General features: G+C 36.2%; 22 protein-coding genes and 1 pseudogene. 10 read left to right on the top strand and 13 right to left on the bottom strand.

Annotated elements, in window-relative coordinates; all coding sequences use genetic code 11:
- The first annotated feature begins 96 nt into the window (after positions 1-96).
- Both BS1321_RS26315 and BS1321_RS26320 read left to right on the top strand, forming a co-directional pair.
- Complete coding sequence (locus BS1321_RS26315; RefSeq protein ID WP_063233786.1) at positions 97-1503, top strand: FAD-binding oxidoreductase; 1407 nt, start codon at positions 97-99, stop codon at positions 1501-1503.
- Positions 1500-2831 (top strand): (Fe-S)-binding protein, encoded by a 1332-nt coding sequence (locus BS1321_RS26320; protein WP_063233787.1) that lies wholly within the window; start codon positions 1500-1502, stop codon positions 2829-2831. Before BS1321_RS26315 ends, BS1321_RS26320 begins: the two co-directional genes overlap by 4 nt.
- A gap of 354 nt (positions 2832-3185) precedes the next feature.
- On the opposite strand, the gene BS1321_RS26325 is transcribed toward BS1321_RS26320, so the two are convergent.
- Positions 3186-3815: a homoserine/threonine efflux transporter gene (locus BS1321_RS26325; protein ID WP_063233788.1), complete on the bottom strand. Its 630-nt coding sequence runs from the start codon at positions 3813-3815 to the stop codon at positions 3186-3188.
- A 138-nt stretch (positions 3816-3953) separates the two neighbouring features.
- Between BS1321_RS26325 and BS1321_RS26330 the strand changes: the two genes are divergently transcribed.
- The 5 genes from BS1321_RS26330 (at position 3954) to BS1321_RS26350 (ending at position 8878) form a co-directional block, all read left to right on the top strand.
- Positions 3954-4781: a TrmB family transcriptional regulator gene (locus BS1321_RS26330; protein WP_063233789.1), complete on the top strand. Its 828-nt coding sequence runs from the start codon at positions 3954-3956 to the stop codon at positions 4779-4781.
- A 318-nt stretch (positions 4782-5099) separates the two neighbouring features.
- A complete protein-coding gene (locus BS1321_RS26335) occupies positions 5100-5555 on the top strand; it encodes a HEAT repeat domain-containing protein (protein WP_063233790.1) in 456 nt (151 codons plus the stop codon).
- 219 nt (positions 5556-5774) lie between these two features.
- Positions 5775-6587, top strand: a complete 813-nt coding sequence (locus BS1321_RS26340) for a methyltransferase domain-containing protein (protein ID WP_063233791.1) — start codon at positions 5775-5777, stop codon at positions 6585-6587.
- A 685-nt stretch (positions 6588-7272) separates the two neighbouring features.
- The gene (locus BS1321_RS26345; RefSeq protein ID WP_063233792.1) at positions 7273-7968 is read left to right on the top strand and encodes a GntR family transcriptional regulator; all 696 of its coding nucleotides are present in this window, start codon (positions 7273-7275) and stop codon (positions 7966-7968) included.
- Complete coding sequence (locus BS1321_RS26350) at positions 7961-8878, top strand: DMT family transporter (RefSeq protein WP_063233793.1); 918 nt, start codon at positions 7961-7963, stop codon at positions 8876-8878. The genes BS1321_RS26345 and BS1321_RS26350 overlap by 8 nt, the downstream gene beginning before the upstream one ends.
- A 512-nt stretch (positions 8879-9390) precedes the next feature.
- Here BS1321_RS26350 and BS1321_RS26355 read toward each other — a convergent pair.
- The 6 genes from BS1321_RS26355 to BS1321_RS26380 form a co-directional block, all read right to left on the bottom strand.
- The gene (locus BS1321_RS26355; RefSeq protein ID WP_063233794.1) at positions 9391-10131 is read right to left on the bottom strand and encodes an SDR family oxidoreductase; all 741 of its coding nucleotides are present in this window, start codon (positions 10129-10131) and stop codon (positions 9391-9393) included.
- 23 nt (positions 10132-10154) lie between these two features.
- Entirely contained in the window at positions 10155-10544 is a 390-nt protein-coding gene (locus tag BS1321_RS26360; protein ID WP_063233907.1) for a cupin domain-containing protein, read from the bottom strand.
- Positions 10545-10643: 99 nt separating this feature from the next.
- Positions 10644-11057, bottom strand: coding sequence for a MerR family transcriptional regulator (locus tag BS1321_RS26365; protein ID WP_063233795.1), 414 nt, complete (start codon positions 11055-11057; stop codon positions 10644-10646).
- A 619-nt stretch (positions 11058-11676) separates the two neighbouring features.
- The gene (locus BS1321_RS26370) at positions 11677-12738 is read right to left on the bottom strand and encodes a two-component system sensor histidine kinase NtrB (RefSeq protein WP_063233796.1); all 1062 of its coding nucleotides are present in this window, start codon (positions 12736-12738) and stop codon (positions 11677-11679) included.
- A 453-nt stretch (positions 12739-13191) separates the two neighbouring features.
- Positions 13192-13563: a cyclic-phosphate processing receiver domain-containing protein gene (locus tag BS1321_RS26375; protein ID WP_063233797.1), complete on the bottom strand. Its 372-nt coding sequence runs from the start codon at positions 13561-13563 to the stop codon at positions 13192-13194.
- 628 nt (positions 13564-14191) lie between these two features.
- Entirely contained in the window at positions 14192-15223 is a 1032-nt protein-coding gene (locus tag BS1321_RS26380; RefSeq protein ID WP_063233798.1) for an acyltransferase family protein, read from the bottom strand.
- 129 nt (positions 15224-15352) lie between these two features.
- Between BS1321_RS26380 and BS1321_RS28580 the strand changes: the two are divergent.
- Positions 15353-15510: pseudogene (locus tag BS1321_RS28580) on the top strand (metal-dependent hydrolase); the annotation flags it as partial.
- Between the two features lie 785 nt (positions 15511-16295).
- Here the strand turns inward: BS1321_RS28580 and BS1321_RS28375 are convergent.
- A complete protein-coding gene (locus tag BS1321_RS28375) occupies positions 16296-16388 on the bottom strand; it encodes a hypothetical protein (RefSeq protein ID WP_081112946.1) in 93 nt (30 codons plus the stop codon).
- 213 nt (positions 16389-16601) lie between these two features.
- Here BS1321_RS28375 and BS1321_RS26395 point away from each other — a divergent pair, with 213 nt between their 5' ends.
- Positions 16602-17642: an IS1595 family transposase gene (locus BS1321_RS26395; RefSeq protein ID WP_063233801.1), complete on the top strand. Its 1041-nt coding sequence runs from the start codon at positions 16602-16604 to the stop codon at positions 17640-17642.
- A gap of 150 nt (positions 17643-17792) precedes the next feature.
- A complete protein-coding gene (locus tag BS1321_RS26400; protein ID WP_063233802.1) occupies positions 17793-18287 on the top strand; it encodes a DinB family protein in 495 nt (164 codons plus the stop codon).
- 184 nt (positions 18288-18471) lie between these two features.
- Here the strand turns inward: BS1321_RS26400 and BS1321_RS28455 are convergent, their stop codons facing one another.
- The 5 genes from BS1321_RS28455 to BS1321_RS26420 all read right to left on the bottom strand — a co-directional run bounded on the left by BS1321_RS28455 (position 18472) and on the right by BS1321_RS26420 (position 24284).
- Positions 18472-18708 (bottom strand): tyrosine-type recombinase/integrase, encoded by a 237-nt coding sequence (locus BS1321_RS28455; RefSeq protein WP_250645048.1) that lies wholly within the window; start codon positions 18706-18708, stop codon positions 18472-18474.
- 80 nt (positions 18709-18788) lie between these two features.
- Complete coding sequence (locus BS1321_RS28460; RefSeq protein ID WP_250645049.1) at positions 18789-19199, bottom strand: tyrosine-type recombinase/integrase; 411 nt, start codon at positions 19197-19199, stop codon at positions 18789-18791.
- Positions 19200-19986: 787 nt separating this feature from the next.
- On the bottom strand, positions 19987-20199 hold the full coding sequence (locus tag BS1321_RS26410; protein ID WP_155726476.1) for a hypothetical protein: 213 nt from the start codon (positions 20197-20199) through the stop codon (positions 19987-19989).
- 1148 nt (positions 20200-21347) lie between these two features.
- Entirely contained in the window at positions 21348-22325 is a 978-nt protein-coding gene (locus BS1321_RS26415; RefSeq protein WP_063233804.1) for an NAD(P)H-dependent flavin oxidoreductase, read from the bottom strand.
- 72 nt (positions 22326-22397) lie between these two features.
- Positions 22398-24284 (bottom strand): sigma-54-dependent Fis family transcriptional regulator, encoded by a 1887-nt coding sequence (locus BS1321_RS26420; protein ID WP_063233805.1) that lies wholly within the window; start codon positions 24282-24284, stop codon positions 22398-22400.
- Positions 24285-24379 lie beyond the last annotated feature (95 nt).

Genomic DNA, 24379 nt, shown 5'->3' on the forward strand with positions numbered 1-24379 from the left:
TTTCTTCAACATTATATCTAGCAGGATCATAAAATACCATTATATTACATAGATATTTCTTTTCCTATTTACTATTTAAGAAAGGAAGTGAGAAACATGAAGAAAGAAGCCCTGGACGATCTTAGTCAGGTAATTCCAGGTGACAGAATGTTCCTTGATTTGGCAGAAAGGTATTGTTATAGCTATGACGCTTCTTTTGGGGAATATTTACCTGAAATCGTTGTACAGCCAAAAAACGCGGAGGAAATCAGTGAAGTGGTTAAATTGGCTAATACTCACAAAATACCTGTTTACCCTAGAGGATCTGGAACTTCGCTAAGTGGCGGCCCTTTACCTGTTAAAGGGGGGATGGTTCTTGATATGACCCTTTTACGAGATAAATTGATCATTGATCGAGAAAATATGCTTGCCATTGTCTCTCCAGGTGTGATTACGGCGAATATCCATAAAAAGGCTGAAGAAGCCGGCTTGTTCTATCCGCCAGATCCAAGCAGTTCCAATGTTGCCACTATAGGAGGGAATCTATTAGAAAACTCCAGCGGGCCAAAGGGATTGAAATACGGAACGACAAAAGAATATGTGATAGGCCTGGAGGTGGTCACCCCGACGGGAGAAATCATTCGTACTGGCGGAAAGACCGTAAAAAATGTAACAGGGTATGATTTGACCCGATTGATCGTAGGATCGGAAGGTACCTTGGGCATCGTTACAGAAGCAATCATCCGCTTGATACCAAAACCTCTATCTAAACAAACATTTGTCGCCCACTTCAATCATTTGATAGACTCTGGCCATGCCATTACCAGCATTTTATCGTCAGGAATTTTACCATCTGCCCTGGAATTGATGGATAATGCGTGCATCCGTGCAGTTGAAAGTTATCGGCCTTCAGGGTTGCCTCTTCAGGCAGAAGCCATTCTGATCATAGAAATAGATGGTCACCCATTGGCGATTGAGGAAGAAATCAATAAATGCGCCGATATATGCAGGACGGAGGGTGCTTCCTACGTTAAGATAGCGGAGACAGAGGAAGAACGACAAACTATTTGGAGTGCGCGTAAATTGGTTTCCCCGGCCATTACACAAATGGGTCCTACAAAAATTTCTGAAGACGCGACCGTTCCACGCAATCAAATACCGGCAATGATGGAGAAGTTAAACAATATCCGGGAGAAATACGGTTTGAACTTGGTTGTATTCGGCCATGCAGGGGATGGGAATTTACATCCGAACATCATTACCGATAAACGAAATATTACGGAAATGAAAAAAGTGGAGCTTGCAGTCAGTGAAATTTTTGAAGCAGCAATCGAACTAGGCGGAACACTTTCCGGGGAACATGGTATCGGTACTTTAAAGTCACCATATATGGAAATGGAATTAGGAATAACCGGGGTGAATATGATGAAAAAAATTAAAGAAGCATGGGATCCCAATAATATCCTGAATCCAGGAAAGATTTTTCCTGATAAGGGCCAGACAAAGGTCGTGTTGGTTACATGAATCTACCCGTCAAACCTAACGAGACAAATACAGCGGTCCAAAATTTATATTCAGATGCCTATGATTGGACAAACCAATGCGTAAAATGCGGGTACTGTTTACCAGCATGTCCTACATATGAATCAATGGGTGTAGAATCCGCATCACCACGCGGTCGCATCAATCTAGTGAAAATGGCAGCCGAAGGGAAAATAGATTTCCAAAAAGATTTAGCTGAACCGATCGACCTATGCTTAGGCTGTCGTGCTTGTGAAACCGCATGTCCTGTTGGTGTGCCATATGGACATATACTGGAAGCTGCAAAGGAAGCCGTTGAAAATTCCCCTTCAGCAAACCAAAAAAATAAAATGACCAAGATCAAAAAACTGGCATTGGTTCATCTTTTTCCATATCCAAAACGAATGAACAGGATTGGCAGTGCGGTACATCTCTATCAAAAAACAGGATTATCCAAACTTATCCGGACATCGAATGTACTGCAAAAGGTTTCCCCTGCCCTTGCACATTTAGAACAAGCACTTCCAGCAATCGAGTCGTCCTCCAAACGAATCCGGACAGGTACGATAATGCCGGCAAAAGGGGAAACGAAATTAAAAGTGGCATTTTTTGCTGGGTGTATCATGGATTCCATGATGTCACGAATAAACCGTCTTACCATTGAGCTGCTCAACATAGCGGGATGTGAGGTCATTCTCCCAGAAAATCAGAATTGCTGCGGTGCACTGCATTCCCATCAAGGCGAAACAAAACAAGCGAAAGCATTGGCAAAGAGGAATATCCAAGCCTTCATGCAATCTGATTCTGATGTAATTGTAAATAACGCAGGAGGCTGTGGCGCTTCCCTTATTGAATATGGGCATCTATTGGCAGATGATCACGAATGGGCTGGGGCGGCAAAGGATTTCTCGGAAAAATCAAAAGATATCAGTCAAATTCTTTATCAATTGGGACCGCTTCCCTTTACTGAAGAATGGCAAGGCATCGTCTCTTATCAAGATTCATGTCATTTACGCAATGTTCAAAAGGTCCAAAAGGAACCTCGTTTATTATTGCAATCCATACCAGGAGTTTCCTATGTGGAAATGGAAGGGTTTGACCGTTGCTGTGCATCTGGAGGCATTTACAATCTTCTCCACTTTGATGAATCCATGAAAATTCTTGATGAGAAAATGAAGAACCTAAAAGAAACGAAAGCAACAACCATAGTTACGGTTAACCCTGGATGCCAAATGCAAATGAGCATTGGCATCCAAAGGGAGGGAGCAGCAAACCAAATGAAAAGTATGCACCTTGTTGAAATACTTGCCAAGGCTTGCGGCTTGGATTGACAAAAAAGGATACTCCAAACTTCATAGGGCATTACTCGTCAGTATTTTCTTCTCTTATGGGAAAATGCTGGCGTTTTTATTTTTCATTTAATTAATGACCATGTTAGGGAACTTAATCTTTCTCCATTAATGATGAAGGCGGAAAAAGTCTTTGTAGTTCAATAATGCAGTGCCATATGTATGGATGAAAGATTGATTAACATTATTGACTAAAATGATTAAGGCAGCTTTTTCTTTATGTAACTATCGTTGCAGGTTAGTAAACAGTATGTTAGCTGTACGTTAGATTCATATAAAAAAACCGTTCAATTTTCTGAACGGGTAGAATCAAATTAGATGTGTTAGTAAAGGAACTTAAATTCCTGTTTTTATGCCAAAACCTATTAAAATTAAGCCAGTTGATTTTTGGAATGCTTTCTGGAATTTGGAGTTGTTCATCCATTTTTTTGCGTAATCAATCAGATAAACAAGAAATAGAAACCACAATACAGCGAGTAAGGTTAAGATGAAGGCTAATATAATCAATTGCTGGTTTACATTTCCGTTCAAATTGATAAATTGCGGCATGATTGTTATATAAACTAAAACGGTCTTTGGATTAAGAATATTATTAAGTAACGCTTGCATAAAGGAATCTTTATTATGCCGATTTGAATAATTCGTAGGTGTATTTGCTTGTGCTTGAATTTCTTTTAAAGAAAAAACGCTTTTAGCAAAAAAACTTTTGATCCCTAAATAAATTAAGTAGGCGGCTCCCAAATATTTGATTGTACTGAAAAGAATCACAGACTTTGCAATGACAACAGATAGTCCAAGAATAGCAATAAGCGTCCAAAAAGAAAGTCCCGTTGCCATTCCGAGAACGGTATAACGACCCGCTTTTGGACCATAGCTAAGCGTGTTTTTCACTAAGAGCATAGTATCTGCACCTGGTATAATAACCATCATTGCAACTATTGATATGTATGTAAGTAAGCTATCCATACTATTTCTCCCTCCCCTTTTTTAGTGACTACTAAAGTAACTACTGTGTAAGTATATTAGATGAATATGGAAAACGTCAACAGATTTTGCTAAAATATTAGTTACTAAGGTAGCAACTAAGGTTGTGTTGGAGGGTTTATGAAAGAAAACATTTTAGAAACATTAAAAAATCTAAATTTTACCGAATATGAAGCGAAAGCATATCTTACCTTATTGGAAGAATCGCCATTAACAGGTTATGCAGTAGCAAAAAACTCCGGTGTACCACGTTCAAGAATATATGAAATTCTGGACAGTCTCGCAATAAGAGGAGATATTCTGGTTAGTCCTGGAAACACACCACAGTATACTCCTGTTCCTGCAAAGGAGCTAATAAAAAACCGTCGGATTAAAGCAGAAGAGAATTTTGAACTGGCAGAAAAATCATTAGCAGAGTTTGAACGTTCTGCAAATGATCGTGAAAATATCTGGAATATCATGGGACGCAATGAAATACTCGATAAGGTAAAAGCTGGTATATTATCTGCTAAAAAAAGAATACTCTTAGAGATTTGGGAAGACGAATTCGAAGTATTAGAGTCTGAACTAAGACAGGCAGCAAATAGAGGGGTCAATGTAACAATTATTGCCTATGGGGAAATCGTCTGTGATTTTGCTAATGTTTACCTCCATTATATGGGTTATGAAATTACAGAAGAGTATGGTGGACGATGGCTTGTTATTAGTGGAGATGATTCAGAAGTAGTAGCAGGTATTGTCTCGCTTGGTAAAGATAGCCGTGCAGCATGGACCATGCATGTAGGTTTGGTAATGCCCATTACAGAAGTCATGATTCATGATTTGTATCTCATGGAAATCATGGAGAAACATAGAGAACTTTTAGAGGAGAGTTTTGGTGTAAACCTCGCCAACTTACGTAAAAAATTTTCTATTCATCCAGATTATAAAAAACATTACGTGGACTAGATTTGCGCTATTATTGCCTGATTTTACAACATAATAAGAAAAGCATACTTCATTTTCAACATTAAAAGGCATGAATCCAGGCAGGATTTATGCCTTTTAATGTTGAAGATAGGTGCGAGTAAGTTTGTAGAAGCAAATCTTCGCGCCCCCGGCACCCGACTGATTGAGAAGATACTGCAGATGATTAAGAAATTTAACTATATTAAAATATGGAAAAGGGTATAATAAGGAATGGAATAAACCATTCATGGTAATAGGAATATTGTAATATCGGATTAACATTTTGAATATCCGGATTACATAAAGACAGAAGGAGAAATGATTCATTTGAATAAGAAAGAAACAAAAGGTATCGAGTTACCTGCCAACTATGAGGAATTAAAAAAATCTGCCAATCGTAAATCTAATTGGAGAGAACGTTTAGACGCGATCGAAGAATTGGGTCAGTCAAAAAGTAAACAAGTAATCGACATTCTCACACATATCATGAATAATGATTCTGTATATAAAGTTCAAGAGGCCGCCTACCGTCAATTGAAAAGTTTAGGCGAAGATGTTCAATTGCCAGCAAGGAAAGAAGGCGAGTTGGTTAAAGGATTGACCAAAATCTTAGTCAGGATCAAGAAGAGTTTACCAGAAAATCACACATATACTGAATTCAAAGAGAAACTCCAGAAGATGAGAATGGATATATATGATACCTATGAGGGTGAAAAAGGAGCAGACTTTGATAAGTGGCTTGAAAATACATGGTCTGCTTTATCGAATAGATAAAAGTTCAGCCATAAAAAAGTAAAATAAACAATATTTGATGCAGGAGCAAAGTTTTTGCTCCTTTTTCTTATGTGTAAAACAAAAGTTTTAGCTTTGGTATGCTAATATATTTATTAGAGGAAGTATTTGGCTGTTTGCTTCAATTTGAATCAAACGATAAGGCGCAACTCCAAACCACGGTGAAAACCGGTAAATACATACGAATTCAGGGGAGAAAAGATGACAGATTATATTGAACTTTGGAAACAGGCAATGGTTGATCATACAGGAAAAATTCCTAACAGGCTAAAAGATGATGCTGCTGAAGAAGCTTTTTGGTCTTCCAGGGTGGCAGGGAAAAAACAACATAAAGCGGATCCTTATGCAAAACTTGTCCTGCAGGAATTATTGGTATTATTAAAACAGGATGATCATGTATTGGAAATCGGCCCTGGATGGGGCAATTATACATTTGATATTGCAAAAGAAGTCAGGAAGCTAACTTGTATAGATAGTTCCAAAAGCATTATCAATTTTTTGGAATCCCAGTCGAACGAAAAAGGTTTCGAAAACATGGAGTTTATTCATGATAAGTGGGAAAGTGATACGAAAAGAGACAAATACGATGTAGTATTTGGTTTTAATTGTTATTACCGTATGACAGAAATCGGTCAAACTTTATTAAAAATGAATGAGTCTGCAACCCGTTTAGTGATAGTAGGTATGACAACCGGACCAGAAAAACCTCATTATATGGAATTGAAGCAACGAGGATATACGATCAATTTAAGAAAAAGGGATTACATACACATCTTGAATGTTTTGTATCAACTTGGAATACTGGCGGACTGTAAGATCGTTAAATTGAAAAGTAAAAAAATCTATTCCACCTATGAAGAAATGATTCGCGATAATACAACAAAAATTCTCGATGAACATTTTTCCTATGATGAAGTAAAAACCATCCTTAATAAATATGTGGTGAAAAAAGAAGGTGTTTTCGAATACGAATATCCGTTTCATGCAGCTTTTATGTCTTGGAATCCGATGTGAAATTAACTATTCCATTACCTTTTTCTCTGAATTCCTTATCTTCTTTTTGAGGTCCTTCAGGAAAAAGGTATTATTTCTGAAGGATATTCGCAAAATAATATTAACAAGGCTACAAAAGAAAGATGGAAAACGGAGCGTGAATGATAAATGAAAGAAATATCAGAAAAGAGATTTTGTGAAACTTGTAAAAAAGAGACAGTTCATACAGTAACTGAAGATGCATTAGAAATAGAATATTCCTGTAATGAGTGCGGTCAGCACCAAGACATTTTCAAGACATTTTTTTAGAAACACCAAACTTCACTTGATATGTTTAGTAAAGTGGAGAGGTATCCAATGGATGCGGGAAAACGATCCAACTTTTGTGGAGTTTCAGGAGTTATATACTACAAATACTGTAAGACTCAGTCTAGTGTTCTAAGAATTTCAGAAAAACATACTATGGATATTAGAAAAATAGAACTTAATTTTTCAGTGAATCGTTGTAAATCATTTGGCTTGAGGACTGATGGTAGAAGGATTCCTTCCATTTTTTTTACAATAGAAGGATTCTTTTTATCATATAAAATGTGCTTGATGTTTTATCAAAGGACTGCAGATTTAAATTTTCTAACCTCTATTCCAACAGCTTGCAATGTGTGATATATTGCATATTATATATTGGTATTTTAAGGAGGTATAGCCATTGGTACATTCAAATTCATCACAAAAGATTAAACGTACTTCTGTACGTGAAGAAGCATACATGATTTTGCGGGATTGGATTGTCCAGGGAATCCTAACGCCAGGCCAACAATTACGCGACAAAGAATTAGCCGAACAATTGGGAGTAAGCAGAACACCTATTAGAGAAGCACTTTTAAGGCTAGAGGATGAGGGATTTGTAGAGACCAAGCCTAGCCGTTCAACTATTGTTTCCCCTATTCGATTCGAAGGGGTATTAAACATATATTCCATGGTTTGGACACTGGAAAAGTTGGCTATGGAACAGGCTTTTGATTTCATTGAAGAAAGACACTTAATTGAGATGGAAGCCATCAATCATGAAGTGAAAAAAGCAATCGACGAGGGAAATCAAATAGTGGCCGTCCAGAAAGATAATGACTTTCATTCCATTTACATCAATCTTTCTAAAAATGATGAATTGAAGCGGATTCTATCGGGGCTCAAACAAAAACTTATACGAATGGAACTGTTTTATTTCAATCAGGTAAGTGATGTTCATCTTTCCGTTGATGAGCATGATCAGATCATACAGGCATTAAGGAGTGGAAATCTCACTTTGGTGCTTAAGGTGATAGAAAAGAATTGGAAAGAAAGTTACTTTAGAATTCAAGCCAATACGGAATGTGTAAAAAGTGGGGAAGAAAAAAATGAGTAATGATACTTTAGTTGCTATATCACCCTCAAGAAATAAAGGGATTGCACTAGTACTGACTGGCGCTACGTTATGGGGAGTATCAGGGACGGCAGCTCAATATCTATTTCAGCAGCAAGGTTTCAGTCCTGAGTGGCTCACTGTTGTACGCTTGTTGCTATCTGGCATCATCTTATTGGGACTCTCTTATAAGAATGAAAGACTGAAAGTTTTTGAGATTTGGAAAACTAAAAAAGATGCGCTTCAAATTATCCTTTTTGCAATTCTGGGAATGCTCGCTGTTCAGTACACATATTTTGCAGCAATTGAACATGGCAACGCAGCTACTGCCACTGTCCTTCAATACTTGGCACCGGCCCTGATTACTTGTTATTTAGCCATTCGTTCCAAACGTTTTCCAAGCATTACTGTGAGTGTAGCTGTGATCATAGCGATTTTAGGCACTTTTTTGCTTGTGACGGGAGGAAGCATTCGTACACTTTCCATTTCAGGGTGGGCAGTATTTTGGGGAGTAACATCAGCCTTTGCATTGGCTTTCTATACATTGCAGCCTTATAAACTCCTTTCAAGGTGGGGTTCAATGATTGTTGTGGGATGGGGCATGTTGATTGGAGGCATATGCTTTAGCATGATCCATCCTCCATGGGCATTTAAAGGCAATTGGACGTTAACTTCATTTTCAGCGGTTTTGTTCATCATCATTTTCGGTACGATCATTGCTTTTTATTTCTATTTGGAAAGTACAAAATTCATCTCTGCTTCAGAGGTAAGTTTATTTGCTTCGGTTGAGCCATTATCCGCAACCTTAATATCCGTTTTCTGGCTGAATGTAACATTCGGTTTTGCCGAGTGGCTCGGCACACTCTGCATTTTAAGCACCATTACGATTTTATCAATGGTAAAAGACAAGTAATGTCAGTTGTAAACCAGGCAAAATAATGGAATCTCTGATGAAGTTATTTAATACCAGGCGATAAGTGGATGAAGCTCAAACATTAACGAAATGCTAAATAAAAAAAAGCAATTACACTACATGTGAATTGCTTTTTTATGTATTTTACGAATATTACGCATACATTTAGGGACTGTTCAACAATAAACGGTTATAACGAATTCCTTGATGATCATATAAAGAGAGGAGAGGGGAAATACGAATAGAGCAGCAACCGTTCTTTTTCCCTTTTCCAAATAAATAAAAAGCTTGTTCGCGACATGGGCATAAACGGCAATGGAATCAATGTATCTCTATTAGCAAGCAGTGAGTTAACTCCCTCTTGAACCCCCTAAAAGAACAGCAACAACTTCAGAAATAAAGTTGCTGCCATTAATAGGTCTTATTTTATTAGGGAGGACTAGGAAGAATCATTCCTTCTAAGACATTGATTTTTTAGAAATGCTTTTCTACCTCTAGTAAACTTTTACAGATTACGGCTGTTGTCGGGATGGTCTTACAATAAACTCATTGACGGTAACATCTTCAGGCTGATTTAAAGCAAACAGAATCGTTTCCGCAATACGCTCAGGACTAATCGCAAAAGCATCGTATAATTCTTCGAACGGGCCTTTCAAGTCTGTGTCAGTAATAGTTTGCGTCAATTCTGTTGCAATGGCTCCTGGAGAAACAATCGACACCCGAACATTACTTCCAGCAACTGCTTCCTCTTGACGTAACGTTTCACTAATCATATTTACCGCTGCTTTTGTTGCGCTATAAACAGCTCCTCCGACATTAATGCCATGCGCTGCAATAGAGGAAATGTTAATGATGTGCCCTGCACATTGTTCACGCATTTGTGGTAATGCTGTAGCGATTCCATTCAATACCCCTTTAATATTCACATCAATCATTTGATTCCATTCGTCGGTGTGTAATTTATCCAGGGTGGATTGCGGCATTATGCCTGCATTATTCATCCAAGCATCGATACGTCCAAATGTATCCAATGCAAGTTTTCCGAGGTCTTGAACATTTTCTAAAGAAGTAACATCCGTCACTGCGTAAACACAATTTTGGCCGATACTTTCCTTTAGTTCTTTTAATCGATTATCACGACGTGCCCCTAAAACAACTTTTGCACCATTTGCGGCTAACAATTTTGCTGTTGCTTCCCCAATGCCACTGGATGCACCAGTAATTACAACAACTTTTCCTTCAACATTTGCCATTTTATCTTCCTCCCAATAATTTTTTATAATTGTTGATAATCTTCTTCAGATACCGGTTCTAACCAAGTAGTTTCGCCTGGTGTTAAAGCAAGATGGACAAACCAACTGTCTTTCACAGCACCATGCCAATGCTTGACACCTGCAGGGATATTTACAACATCCCCTGCTTTTAGAAGTTGTCCTGGTTTACCTTCTTCCTGATACCAACCTTCACCGGCTGTCACTAATAGGATTTGCCCTGCTGCATGAGTGTGCCAGTTATTGCGAGCACCAGGTTCAAATGTTACATTTCCAATTGGTGCATTCAAAGTAGAGTCAGTTAAAAGCATTTCCAAGTATGCTGTTCCAACGAAGTATTCATTTCCAACCGGCTCCCCAATTGGAAAAATTGCTTCTTTTTCAATAGATGTTATTTTTGTCATTGTTAGTTCATCCTCCTAGTCTTGTAAAACAACTCTTTCGCCAACATGATTAATTTTTGAAATGATGTTAATTCTTTTTCATTTACTATTTCAATTTCCTTTTTTCTTTTGATCAACGAAAGTATCAAATAAGTCCTTATCCTGATGTTCGTTTAATAATTTTTGATATTTTGAAATTTTATTATTCATTAGTTCAAGATTCTCTTGGTAAATCTTTAGTTGTGCAGCAACTTCGTCTCGATGCTTTACCAATATCTCCATCAATTCTTGTGCATGTTTGTCACCATTTTCGTCTTTACGCATTAAGGTATACTCCTTAATATCAACAAGTGCCATTCCTGTATTTTTCATATGAAGGATAAACTCGAGCCATTCTTTATCCTCATCCGAATAAATACGATTCTTCCCTTTACGCAACGGTACTACTAAACCTTCCTTTTCATAATAACGAAGCGTATGTTCACTAACACCTAATAGCTTAGAGAGCTCTCCAATTCGGTACATGATTGATCACCTCCGTCATTACTGATATCACTTTACAACTTAGAGTCAACTCTAGGTCAAGTGATATATATTTAAGAATTTAGCAAATACGAAAATTACAAACCAAATTTATTTATCATAGTAAGGAGAACATCCTAAATTTTAATAAATAGGTTTTTCGTTTTATTAATTCCATCAATAACAAATATTCTTAGCATCAGTGCATTATTTAAATCCTGGATAGCTTAGCAAATAAGGAAGTTCTTTTTCATAGAGATTAACAAGTAAACAACTAGATATTTCCATGTTGTTAGCCCAAGTGATGATAAATAAATTTTAAGTGGAATACACTCAAGGGAATTAATTATGTAGAAGATAATTATGAAAATTTACCTATATAATGGCTCAATATGTTGGAGTTTAGTTTGGGGAAGGAAAAAAAGTTTGAGATATATGAAAAGGGGAATTAGAACGGAGAATAAACCTAATTGAATTCCCATGAAAATAAAAGGTGGAAAAGGGCATACAAAAACAGACCCAAGAAAAAACTTTAAAAGGCCAAAACTGCCGCCAATAGGCGGGATAACTATTAGCTCTTTCTTTTACTGACAAACGTCATTAAGGATATAGAAAACTTTTTTTATTTAACAGGAAGCTGAACATGAAAGGTAGTTCCTTTTCCAACTACACTTTGAACTGAGATATTTCCTCCATGTTTGTGTATCGTTGTATATACTTGAGTTAGACCTAATCCTGTTCCTTCACTTTTAGTGGAAAAGAAAGGTGTTCCTAGTAGCTTTAATTTATCTTCAGGTATTCCTACTCCTGTATCACTCACTTTTATATGAATCTGTCCATTTTTATAATAATGTTCAATTTTAATTTTCCCCTTGCCTTGAATTTCATCCATTGCCTCAATTGCATTCTTCAACAGGTTAAAAAAGGCTTTTAGAAATAAATTTCTCTTTCCAACAACTTTTCTCTCAGTATCCCTTAGAGCCCATTCTATTTCCACCTTATAAAGTTTTTCTTGGAATAAAAACAAAATAGAAGCTAACTCCTTACATAAATCAATGGGAACAAAGGGTTCCTCATGTAAATCAGGTTTAGAAACGTGTAATAGATTTTGCAGAGCTTCTAATGCTTTTTCTAATTCAGCTTCTATCGTATCAAAATAAGGATGAGGCTGGGATTCTTTTAATAGCTGTAAAAATCCCTTTACTGTTGTAAGTGGGTTTTTAACTTCATGAACAATCCCAGCAGCTATTTGACCGATTGATGCTAATTTCACTCTTTCTTTCAAAAGAATCTCTGCTCTTTCTGCTCTTTTGCGATCTGTAATGTTTCGAATAATGACTTGAGCCAAGACCATGTCTTTTAAATAAAAAGGGGCAGCTGTTACTTCAATATCGATGACCTCTCCATCGCCACAAATCATTTTTTGTTCTTCAAGTTCTACTATATCTTGATTTTTAAGAACCTTATTTAACCGTTCTTTACAACCAGCATGGATTTCTGATGGGAAAAAAGCGTACAATTTTTTATATAAAATGTCCTCAGGAGAAGCTAACTTAAGCAATTCCAAACAAGCTCTATTACAGTAAAGGATTTTTCCTTCTTCTCCAACAATCCAAATTGAACTCAGGGAGTATTCTATCAATTGGTGGAAGTCTATGTCATGTGATCCAATTTGTAATTCCAAGTAAATCACTCCGTTTTCTTATTTCCAATAGTATATCAGGAAACATCCTAAACTGGCTGTTTTTTTAATATTTTGTTGAATTAATTTGATACATTCATTCTTTAACTGTAAATCATTCTCCAATCTTGAAGAATACAACACTGTGTTTTGTGTCGTTTGAGACACACCATACAGAAAATTGAAATCACAAGGTGGTCGGAAATGTCATATAGAAACCACCGGGATTTATTATTACAAAGGGAAGAGGGGACGAAAGTAAACTAAAAATACAAAAAGTCGAGACTTCATTAATACTGAAGTTTCGACTTTTTGTGTGCCAGGCACGAACGAACATTACTTGACAAACTTCTATGGGAGTTGGGTTATGCTGAACTATTAAAAGATAAAAGTGTATGTGGTGACACGGAATCTGAAAAAGGGCAACTAAAAGGATGTAATGTAATTGAGAAGAGTTTACCGTATTTCTATATAATGCTGCAGAACCCTTTTAGGGAAGAATTTGAGGGGTAGTGGTCTTAAGGATACAATAATGGAAGGGGGCATTGTTAAATTTAGTTGTGCTTGTTTTAAACAGTTATACATTACTTTACCGCCAACTGAATTGGCAGAGTGAATAGTAATGCGATTGGCAAATAGTTTTTCTTTGACCATCTTTTGAACAAGCATAAAGCCATTCCTGGTTTTATTTAATAAATCATGGTCTAAAGAAAGATGTTCAATATCAAAGTTTTGCAATAGCTCTATACATTCGTCAATAGTCTCGACTAACACATAGCCATCGGGAGCTTTCCGATAGTCATCCAGAAATAGGCTAATTTTATCCATTTTTTCAACTCCTCCCCTTATACAAGTGTGGCCAAGAAAAGTCAAATAATCCCAAAATAATATAGTTTTATATATCAAGTCTAACACAATATTGTAAGAAGGGCGCATAATCGACTATAAAGGTTAATATATGACAACATTATTAATAAATATTTTTTATACTATTCGTTGTGCTTCTCAACAATCGGGTCTTTACTTCAAAATGAAGGAACTGATCTAGACCACCCCCTTATGAAACAAGGTGGCGGTTTGTTAAAACTAGCGTATAGTCCTAGGACTATTAAGAAACTTCTTCTTAATTACCCTTGAGAATTATGGTGTAGAACATCTAATTTGAACGTAATTTATAATTATCAGATCTCAGTGGCCTATTCAATAAAAATTTAATGAGTAGAAGATAGGGGGAATTCTGTAACTTTAAGCAAAAAGCCCAAGTTTTCTTTTCTTAGTTTGTAATGCCGAAGCTTGTTACACGGTAGTTTACATATATTCGACGGATTACTTTTTTAGCTAACGCGGTAGTATACTCAAATTATGAACGCTTGGAACCTATGGTTTTCAAGCGTAAATTTTAAGAAGAAGCATGGGGACTTGAGGTCTCATGCTCTTTTATCGTTGTAACTTTCCACTAACTGGTTTTTATCAGTTTGCTTAAACACCTTTTGAAATATTGAAGTAGGTCATAAGATATGTACGAGATAGAAATTATAAGGAGTGTCTCAAAGAGTTTTAAGAATAAATTGTCAGATATATACTCCATTTTTACTGCAGATAAAATCAAATCAAAAATATTGATGAAGACTACATGAACAATGTATATACCTAGGGCTCTTCCTCCTACTTTAGTAATGAACAAACCCTTCCCCAATGCTTTATTATTTAATGCAAATAAAAAAAGAAATGTAGTTAAAAAGATAGTAGAAATAAAATATTCTCCATAGCTTCCTGATAACACCTTATCTAATAAGTATCCTTCTACCACTTGGACAGTAAAGAAGATAAAAATTAATAATAGGTAGGTTTTGTTTGTTATTGATTTTGACTTTTCATAGAATTTATTATACGCAAAGAAGAAGCCCAAAGTTGTATAAAAAAGACCAATGAATAAAGCATCCCGTGTACTTAGAGGAAAATCATAGAACATCGAATACGATTGTCCGAAAAGACCTAACAAGTTTAAAATTAGGCTGATAATTAAAAGGAGCTTCACTTTTTTTAACTTTAAAAAAACGAATAGAATGATAACACTCCAAATTAATGCGGTTAAAAACCACAATTGGTATCCGCTAGTCCCAGTTCCATAATAAATAAGGTCAAGAAATGAAAATTGATTAATGTATTGCTCAAATTCCTTTGGTGCATCGGTAGCAACTTTATAAAGAATAAGAACATCATACATCATATAAAAGAAGAGCCAGCATAAATACAGTTTTAAGATTTTTATAATATACCTTTTAAAATAATCAATGGAATCCCTTGTATGTATCATCTTTTTACCGAACAAATAACCAGATGCAGTAAAGAAGAATGGCACCGCAAACCTTGAGACGTTATCGAGAATAAATAGACCAATCTGGCTATCCCTTGGGAATACATGAATGACTACAACAGAAAATATTGCAAAAAATTTAATAAAGTCAATCGCGTTATTTCTTTCCATTTGTTCACCCTTTTCATAACACTTTTACTGTCATTGGTTACTCCTTATATTATGTACACCAAAGCAATATTTATTTTTCTCTTTCTGAATCCAATTACGAGATACTGTAAGAGACTTAAGGGAGGGGGAGTAGTGCATCACCTTGCGGATAGTCATATGTATGCCAATGTTCGATTTAAATTGGCTCTTACAGAAGAAATTCCTGTAATCTTGCCTATTGACGATAGGAAATGTGGGAACTACCTGATTACAAATTGCAAATTGATATCTCATTATTGCTGCTCGAAGACCAAAGAGTATAGAAAGGTGCTAAACGCAATACTTTTCAGCGTCGTATACATTTTCTACCTGGGTTATTACAAACAAGACATTTATTATGAAACCAATGTTTTATTTTCTACCAAATCAGTTATGGTTTTTTAATCTCTCCTTTATCTCATTGTTTCTTAATACAGATTACGGGTATATAAGAGAGGATAGAAAAAGTAAATGGGGAGTGGGTTTCGATGAAAGTAATTTTTATTCTAATTCTAATTGTAATTGCATATATGGTATATAAAAAGGTTGTTAAACGAAGGTAGAAACAACGATTACAAACAGCTCATAGAAGAGGATTATATATTTATGCATTGTGGAATTCTTTAGATTTTTTATATGCTTGCGGGTAATTTACTTTAAGAATTGCCTGCCACTTTTAACATTTGTGAAATGTTTGACAAGTAGAAGAATCGTTTATTCCTTTTAGTACACAACTCCATATCAGTTAAATCCCAAATTTAATAAATCGGAGGTATGAATGTGTTAAACAAATTTAAAAAATTAATAAATGATCCAAAAGTACAAAAAACAGTAAAAGAAAAGGTAATCCCTTTGGTGAAAAAAGAAATTGAAAAAAGAAAAACAAATAAAACATAATCCTAATTAAGAGTCAATGCTCCTAATAAGTCATTTTGACTTTTTTATTTGTTGAAAGCATCTATAATCATCGATGACACTCAGAAGATGGTTTACACCGAGCCATTATTGTATACCGTAAAGGAAAGCGGGAAGGATATACCATGCATTCTTCAAATTAACTATTTATTTCTTCCAATTGCTGTTCATCCAACACTGGATCGGGGACGTCGTAATATTCCTTGTGAAAGTAGTTCCGAAGCATTTTCATATGCTCTGGTAGCAGGCTGGTCCATTTTATATTTCCTCGGACGCGGATAGTCTTGTTCAACAACAAATCATAGAACAGTTGTTAAAGTGGAAAGATGTAAAGTTAAAGTTGTTAACATAATAGGCTTTGTTAAAGAATAATGTTGTTATTTGATTTGATCGAACGGCGGTTGTTCTATAATGAACTAAAATTACCGAGAGCGAGTGAGTTTTAATGGCGTTAGCGGACATAATTAATCAAATCAGAAATCTTAGCCAAAGAGACCAGCAGCGATTGAAGGAGTTCTTCACAAACTCATTAGGGAGTGCGGGAGAAACAGAGTCTGTATTCACTGATGTATCAGAACAGAAAAACAAAGACGGCTACACCTGCACCCATTGTCAATCCACTAATGTCATTCGCTTCGGTAAATATCAGGTAAAAACTACAATCAATACCATTGAACGTCAAAGATACCGCTGCAAAGAGTGCGGTAAAACATTCACAGATATGACGAATACTCCTCTTCACAGAACTCATATGCCTAGTAAATGGCTTCAGTTCATCGAATGTATGATTGAAGGGTATTCCCTTCGGAAATCAGCTAAACTCATTGGTGCTCATTATGTGACGCTTTTTTATTGGAGGCATAAAATTCTAACTGCATTGAAACAGATGGATTTTGAACTTTTCGAAGGCATAGTAGAAATGGATGAAACCTATTTCCTCTATTCCGAGAAAGGAAAACGGAATATCCAAGGTCGAAAACCAAGGTTACGCGGTGGTAGTTCGGAGTTTAGAGGAATAAGTAAGGACCAAGTATGCGTTCTTGTAGCCAGAGACCGCCAAAAGAGAACGTTTTCCAAAACAATAGGAAAAGGGCGTATTATAAAAAAGAGTTTGGACGAAGCGTTAAGTTCCAAGCTATCAATACAAAATGTTCTATGTACGGATGCTTGGCGGGCGTTTATGACTTATGCCAAAGAAATAGGAATTGAGCATTATCGCTTTAAAGCAAATGGTAGGGAGCGTGTTAAAGGGATTTATCACATCCAGAATGTAAATAGTTATCACAGCCGTTTAAAGAGCTGGATGGAGCGTTTTAATGGTGTAGCGACTAAATATCTAGACCATTATTTGAGCTGGTTCCAATTCTTAGACACCATCAAACATATAAAAGATAACTTTACGATAACCAAAATGGTTTTAGACAGTTGTTCTTTCTCAGTTAACACAACTTATGATAAACTAAGGTTATCAGAATTTTCCAAATAACGGAACGTTCCTTGTTCCGTTAAAGGGTCAGTTTAATTGAACAAGGAATTGGCATGACACCTTAATTAGTGAGCTATCTACAACACGCCGCAAATGAATTTTGACCAAAGGGATTATCTATTAAAGGGATTAAATTGGAGGGAATAGAAAATGGATGTAAAGACACTTTTGTTACAACAATGGGCAAGCTGCTTAGATGAAGAAGACTGGTTTCCACCACTTGAAAAAGTGCTAGAGGATATTACTTTTGAACAGGCAATTTGGAAACCAGCTGATGGGGCAATGAATTCCATTTGGGAATTAGTTTGTCATTTACTTTTCTATGAAAAGAGATTTCTGATGCGATTTCTTGGTGAAACAGCGAATGAACCACAGGCAGAAAATAATGATTCTACATTTCGATTACCAATTGAGACGTTAGAAAATTGGAAGGAAACAAAACAAGAATACTTTTATGTTCATCGTGAACTTGGAAAAATACTAGCAAAATCAGAACATGAAGATTTGTATAGACAGATCCCAGGAGAAGATAATTCATTAGTGCTTGAACTGAAGAGTTTAGCAATGCACGACGCATATCATATTGGGCAAATTGTATTCCTTAGTAAAATGCAAGGAGCTTGGCCAGGGAAACGAAGCTTTTAAAAAGCTTCATTAGCTTTACAGTTATTCCATTATAGGGGGCTTTAATGGAATAAGAACGGGAACGTCCAAATCGGACGTTCCCATATTTTATACCTAAAAAAAACAATACTACTTAACAAACATAATAAAAAAAACGGCATCTATTTTGCCGTTTTTTTTGACTAATCTCAGCGGTAACTTTTAATTAACTAATTAAAAAACTGTTTATGGCTTTTTTCTTCTGTTCAAAATCTATATGGGTGTACATACTCGTAGTAGCAAGACTTTCATGGCCTAATAATTCCTGTAACGTTCTTAAATCCACTTTATCTTTGTTTTCTTGCAATAGTAAGGTAGCAAACGTATGCCTTAAATGGTGCAGAGAGAATCGGTGAGCGGGTAAACCAGCTCGTTCTAAAATCTCTTTAAATATTTTGTGCAATCCACGAGGATTTAAAGGCTTATTTTTTGATTATAAAAGATTGGTTCACTATAATGTTTTGCTGCTCTAAAAGAGTTTCTTTATAGTCTTGAAATAACGGAAAGACAATGGGATGAAGGGGAAGGAGGCGTTCTTTTCTCCCTTTTCCTCGAACTAAAATCGTTTGATTTTCTAAATTTAACTTGCTCCCATGTTAAATCCACTAATTCTTGACGTCTCATTCCTGGTGTTGCGAGTAGTTTAAACATTAGTTCATTTCTAATTCTTTGGGGACGCGGATCATGTTCTAAATAGGAAAATAATTTTTGAAGCTCCTGTAAGGTCATATATTTAGGTAAATTCTTATCGGCTTTTGGTGCTTGAATACCTGCTATGAAGTCAGACTTCATATAGTTTTCTTTTAAACAATATTTACTAAATGATTTTAAACACGAAATGCGGCGTTGTAGCGTTCTTGGCTTAATACCATGATTGATGACCTGATCTTGCACAAAACGACGGACACTGGACGATGTGAGTTCATCTAAGTTTAATGATCGGTTGTTAGCAGTTAAAAACTCACCGTAGAGCTATAAATCGAATGCGTAACTAGTTAATGTGTTCAAGGAGTAATTTTTCTCAACTTCTAAGTACATGAGATAATCATCCGAAGCTTGAACGTAATTCATAATTAGAATTATTCGTTCCAACTGAAGGAATTATGTTCGAAACCATTTATTATGAGAACTAACCGACTTATAGGAAGAGCCCTGAGAGTTATCGGAACGGCAATAAATATTATAGTCAACTTGAGCCAAATTAGGGGGACAATAATGAAGCTTAGGGGAATATGAAGCTGTTACTCGGATGATTACATTTTATTCTAGTTTACATAATATATATTATAGGAAGTTGTATTTTTAAAGCTAATTTTGTCTCATATCTTAAGAATACTTAACTTAGTGAGACGAAATTCGATTTTTAAAATTTAACCTCTACAATTATATTTATCTAATTTCTCATTGGTTAATTAATACTTTAAAACTTTAAGTAAATATTGATACGATTATTTTAAAAAATGATTGATCTCATTAATTTATTTTAGGATTAAACATTGGCAGTAAGTTTTGCTTAGATTTAACTGATTTCATAATCTGTTACGACAAATGTCATTTAATTACCTGATTTTTATTCTGAATTTTAATTTATCTTAATTGTTAACATATTTTTTGGGCCATTTTATTAATAAAACGCGTTCAATCGATTATTAAACTTTAGTTCACTTATTATTTATCATACTTAGTCATTCACTCTAAGAATCTCTAATTGGTTTGTTGTAGTAATCAAATCTATTTTATTATTTCCCTTCGTGTAAAAAACGGAAGTGCCTTCCCTTTCCTCCTTTTTCCAGCCATTCGTTTTAAGGGCTAATACATATCCATATGGTATACCGTTTTCTTCAGAAATCCTTGACCATGCATATCTTTTCCCTTGCTCATTTGTCTTAATCAATTCAGCATATCTAGGCACTGGGAATTCGTATAAATCTTCTGTAGTTGTGTATGAAGAAGAAATGAAGTAATAAATGATTGCCCCTCCTATATTAATAAAGCAGCTATGGTTAGTGCCCCACTATTCTTTTTCTTCATTTTGCTTATCCTTTCCTAAAGACCTATTCAAAGAATCGTTATCTAATAATTCTGTAGTAATCTCAATTAATCCTGTTTAAACTGACATGATTTATCATTTTTGTTATTCTGATATATAAAATAAATGGCAAAATGAGAAAAATCACGGGTTAACACTTCTGAAAAATTATATAAATATAATTTATATCAATGACAATTCAAAGGTATTTTATCTTGAAAGTTCCGCTTTCTTCCTAAAAATGATGATACCTATTTAGCCAAATAATCTCCTATAAGCCTTCTTCATTTAACTTAACTGCCTATAGCATGAATAACCTATAATAAAAGATTAAAACCTTATGAAGAACAACCCGCTCTGTTTTTAAATTTTTAAGGGAAAGTTGCGATTTTAAGGAACTGTTTCCATAAGTGCAACAACATGCAGTGAATCACTAGTAAGCTGCCAAGGGTTATAAGATAAAACTTTAAATCGAATTTGTTTAGTAATACTGCCTACTTTCAGCAATCAGTTCTTCGGTATCATGAGTGCAATTCATTTATATGTAATTCGTAAAAGTCGATTTTAACATTTTATAAAAAAGTATTTAAAAAGTTTCAGGAATCAAAGCAGCATAAAGGGAAATGCCATAAGACATTAGAATTATTTAAAGCTCAGGGGTATTGTCTGATTAAGCGGAATAATAATGTTATGTAAACATAATTGCGAAATTTTGATCACCTATTTCTTTATTTCATTTGCATGGAACAGTCCTTTATTAAGAAGTTGCCGAAAGTTGATTAACAAGTAATTGAGGAGTAATGTGCCTTTTTTCTTGAATTGGCTTTTCGCGTTATAGTGAGTAAACCAGTCTTTCCTTCAACCTTCTGTTATAAATAACAGTAATGCTCCCTTTTTAAGAGAAATATTTTTAAAAAGCATACTTGACCACTTATGGAACCTTCTGTCTAATAGATAAAAAAGGAACAAGAAATCGCACTTGATCTCTTGTTCCTTTTTGTAAGATAGGTTATTTAAGTTCGAATAGATTCGATACGGCTTTGGATGAATTCGAACGAGGTTTTTGCTTCTTGGACGATTTGTTTTATTAGTTCATTGACGCTCAATATTTCTTTTATCAGTCCTACGGATTGACCGCATGACCAAATGCCTCCGTCTAAATTTCCTTCAAAGTATACTTTCTTGCTTCTTTGTCCTGTAATTAGCGGAATCAATTCCTCTATAGTGGCACCTTCATTTTCAAGTTTGTCCACTTCTTTACTGACGGCATTTAATGCTACACGCGATGGACTGCCTATATTCCGTTGGATGACAACCGTATCCATTTCATTGGCCGATACCATCCACTGCTTCACGTTATCATGAATCGGCGCTTCTTGCGTTGCCATAAAGCGAGTCCCCATGACGATACCTTCAGCACCGAGTGACAAGGCACTAATAAGGCCCCTGCCATCCGAAAATCCCCCGCCTGCTATTACTGGTATAGTAACAGAGTCAACGACTCTAGGCAGCATGACAAGCGTTCCTACATCCCCCATGCCAGGATGTCCGCCTGTTTCATTCCCTACAATGATAATGGCATCGACTCCTAATTTCTCTGCCGACACTGCGTTTTTGACGTTCGCTACCTTATGTATCACGGTAAAGCCGTGCTCTTTAAGTTTGGGCATTAAACTCTCTGGGCTTCGGCCACTCGTTTCAACAATTTTCACATCTTCGTCAATTAAAATATCGATGAACTCATCATTCGGGGTTGCCGTTTGACTAGGAAACAGGTTTAGGTTGACAGCAAAGGGCTTCTTGGTCAAAGTTTTCACTTTACGTATTTCATCACGAAGACCTTCTGGTGTCACCTGTGTTTTCGAAGTGATGATGCCAAGTCCTCCCGCTTCTGAAACAGCGGCTGCGAGCGGGGCTCGGCCAACTTGAAACATCCCGCCGCAAATAATCGGATATTCAATCCCCAATAATTCAGTAATTCTCGTTTTCATTTGCCATACCCCTTTCAATTTTCATGGATTTCTATATATCTACTTTTCTTACATAATGTACACAAGCCAAGTCTATATACCATACTTATGGAGCCGCTTGTAAAATGTACTTCTTGGTATATCCATCAACTTTGCTGCAGCAGTGACGTTTCCTCTTGATTTTTGTAATGCCTCTATCATTAGATCCCGTTGAATTTTTTCACGGATCGTTAGTTCATTTCCTTTGATGCCTTTTTTACCAGCTTCCTCCCATGAAGGGAAATCATCATGCCGGGTAACGGGCTGTGAATGCATGGAATTCAATATTTTAACATAATCCAGAGGTCCTTCTGCAAGTAAGATGGTCAATCGCTGAAGTACATTCTGCAGTTCTCTAATATTGCCTGGCCAATTGTAATCCTTTAAACGATTTAATAATTCTTCCGTTAAGGGAATATTCCAATTATTATTCGAACACAAGTAATTGACTAGATAAGGAATGTCTTCAATCCTTTCCCTTAAGGGAGGTACATGAATGGGGTAAACGTTCAACCGATAGTATAAATCTTTACGAAATGATCCTTCGTTGACAAGCTCTTCAAGATTCCGGTGTGTTGCAGTGATAATGCGAATATCCAATGAAATGCTTTTTGTGCCACCTATTGGAACGATTTTTCTTTCCTGAAGTACACGCAGTAAGGCAACTTGCATCGCTGAAGGGATTTCACCGATTTCATCGAGAAAAATGGTCCCTCCATTTGCCTGCTCGAACTTCCCTTTGTACCCTTGCCGTTTAGCCCCTGTAAAAGCGCCATCAACATACCCGAATAATTCACTCTCCATTAAATCCTTAGGTATGGCTCCGCAATTTATCGTGACGAACGGTCCTTTTTTACGAAAGCCATTTTCATGAATAGCCTTGGCAATAAGCTCTTTCCCGACCCCTGTTTCACCTGATATATACACATTTGCTTCTGTCGGTGCAACAAGCTTCACTTTATGTAATGTGTTATGAAAGGAATCACTAATCCCTCTTTCCCCTTTGAAGGCAAACCTTTCTGAAGGTATTGAAGCAGAAAAAAGCCTATTGGTTTCATGACCAAAATTTTCTGATAAGAATAAACACTTGCCGGAAATCCTATTATCTTCTTTGGATATAAGCGGATTTTCCTTAACGATTTGATATCCATGATTTAATAGATCGGCCAAGGCCATACCAATGGATTGAGGAATTTTTTTGCGAACCTGTTTACTGGCGGAGATTATCATTTCTTTTTGATTACAGACGATCAAAGGCAGATCTGGATAGGTCTCTGCAAGTTCTATCGAGTGTTGGGTCAGTGCCAGCTCCTTTTTATAGGAACGCACTCCCATTTCCTGTTCGATCGTATACGCCAAATTGGCTACCATACCTAGCATGGAGGGATGGAAATATTCTACTGGACATGATATATCCAAAACTCCCAATATCTTACCGTCTTCATTTAAAATGGGCATGGCAGAGCAACTCCATTTGTGTGAGGCAATTGAATAGTGCTCGGTACCTTGGATCATTACGGCTTCACCCGTTTTCAAAGCTGTTCCAATTGCGTTCGTTCCGACCTCACCCTCCGTCCAGCATACGCCCTCCACAAAATTTATTTTGCCTGCCTCATCGAGGATTTTCTCGTTTCCGGAAAGTGAAAGGACATATCCATCCGGATCGACCAATAAAGCCATCATTCCAGATTCTTTTATCGATTGATTCATCCTAGATAATTGAGGTGATGCCACTTCTAATAGGAAGGAGTTTTTTTCTCTTTGAATGTCCAATAATTCATTCGTCAAAATGTGTTTGCCTTTATTAAGGTATGGGTTGACTTGATCTTTTTTGCAGCGATGCCATGATTCCATTATTCGCTTGTTCAGACGACTTGAATCGAGAACCCCTTCACTGACAAAGCGTTCCCATGTACGTAGATAACAACTAGTGGATAGCATATAATCCTCCTCTAATCATTTGGTTTAAACCTTCATTTGACCAGTCAATCTAGAGGGAAAATACCATGGAGTATAAAATAGGATGTTAATCGAGG

Source organism: Peribacillus simplex NBRC 15720 = DSM 1321 (assembly GCF_002243645.1).
GTDB lineage: Bacteria > Bacillota > Bacilli > Bacillales > DSM-1321 > Peribacillus > Peribacillus simplex.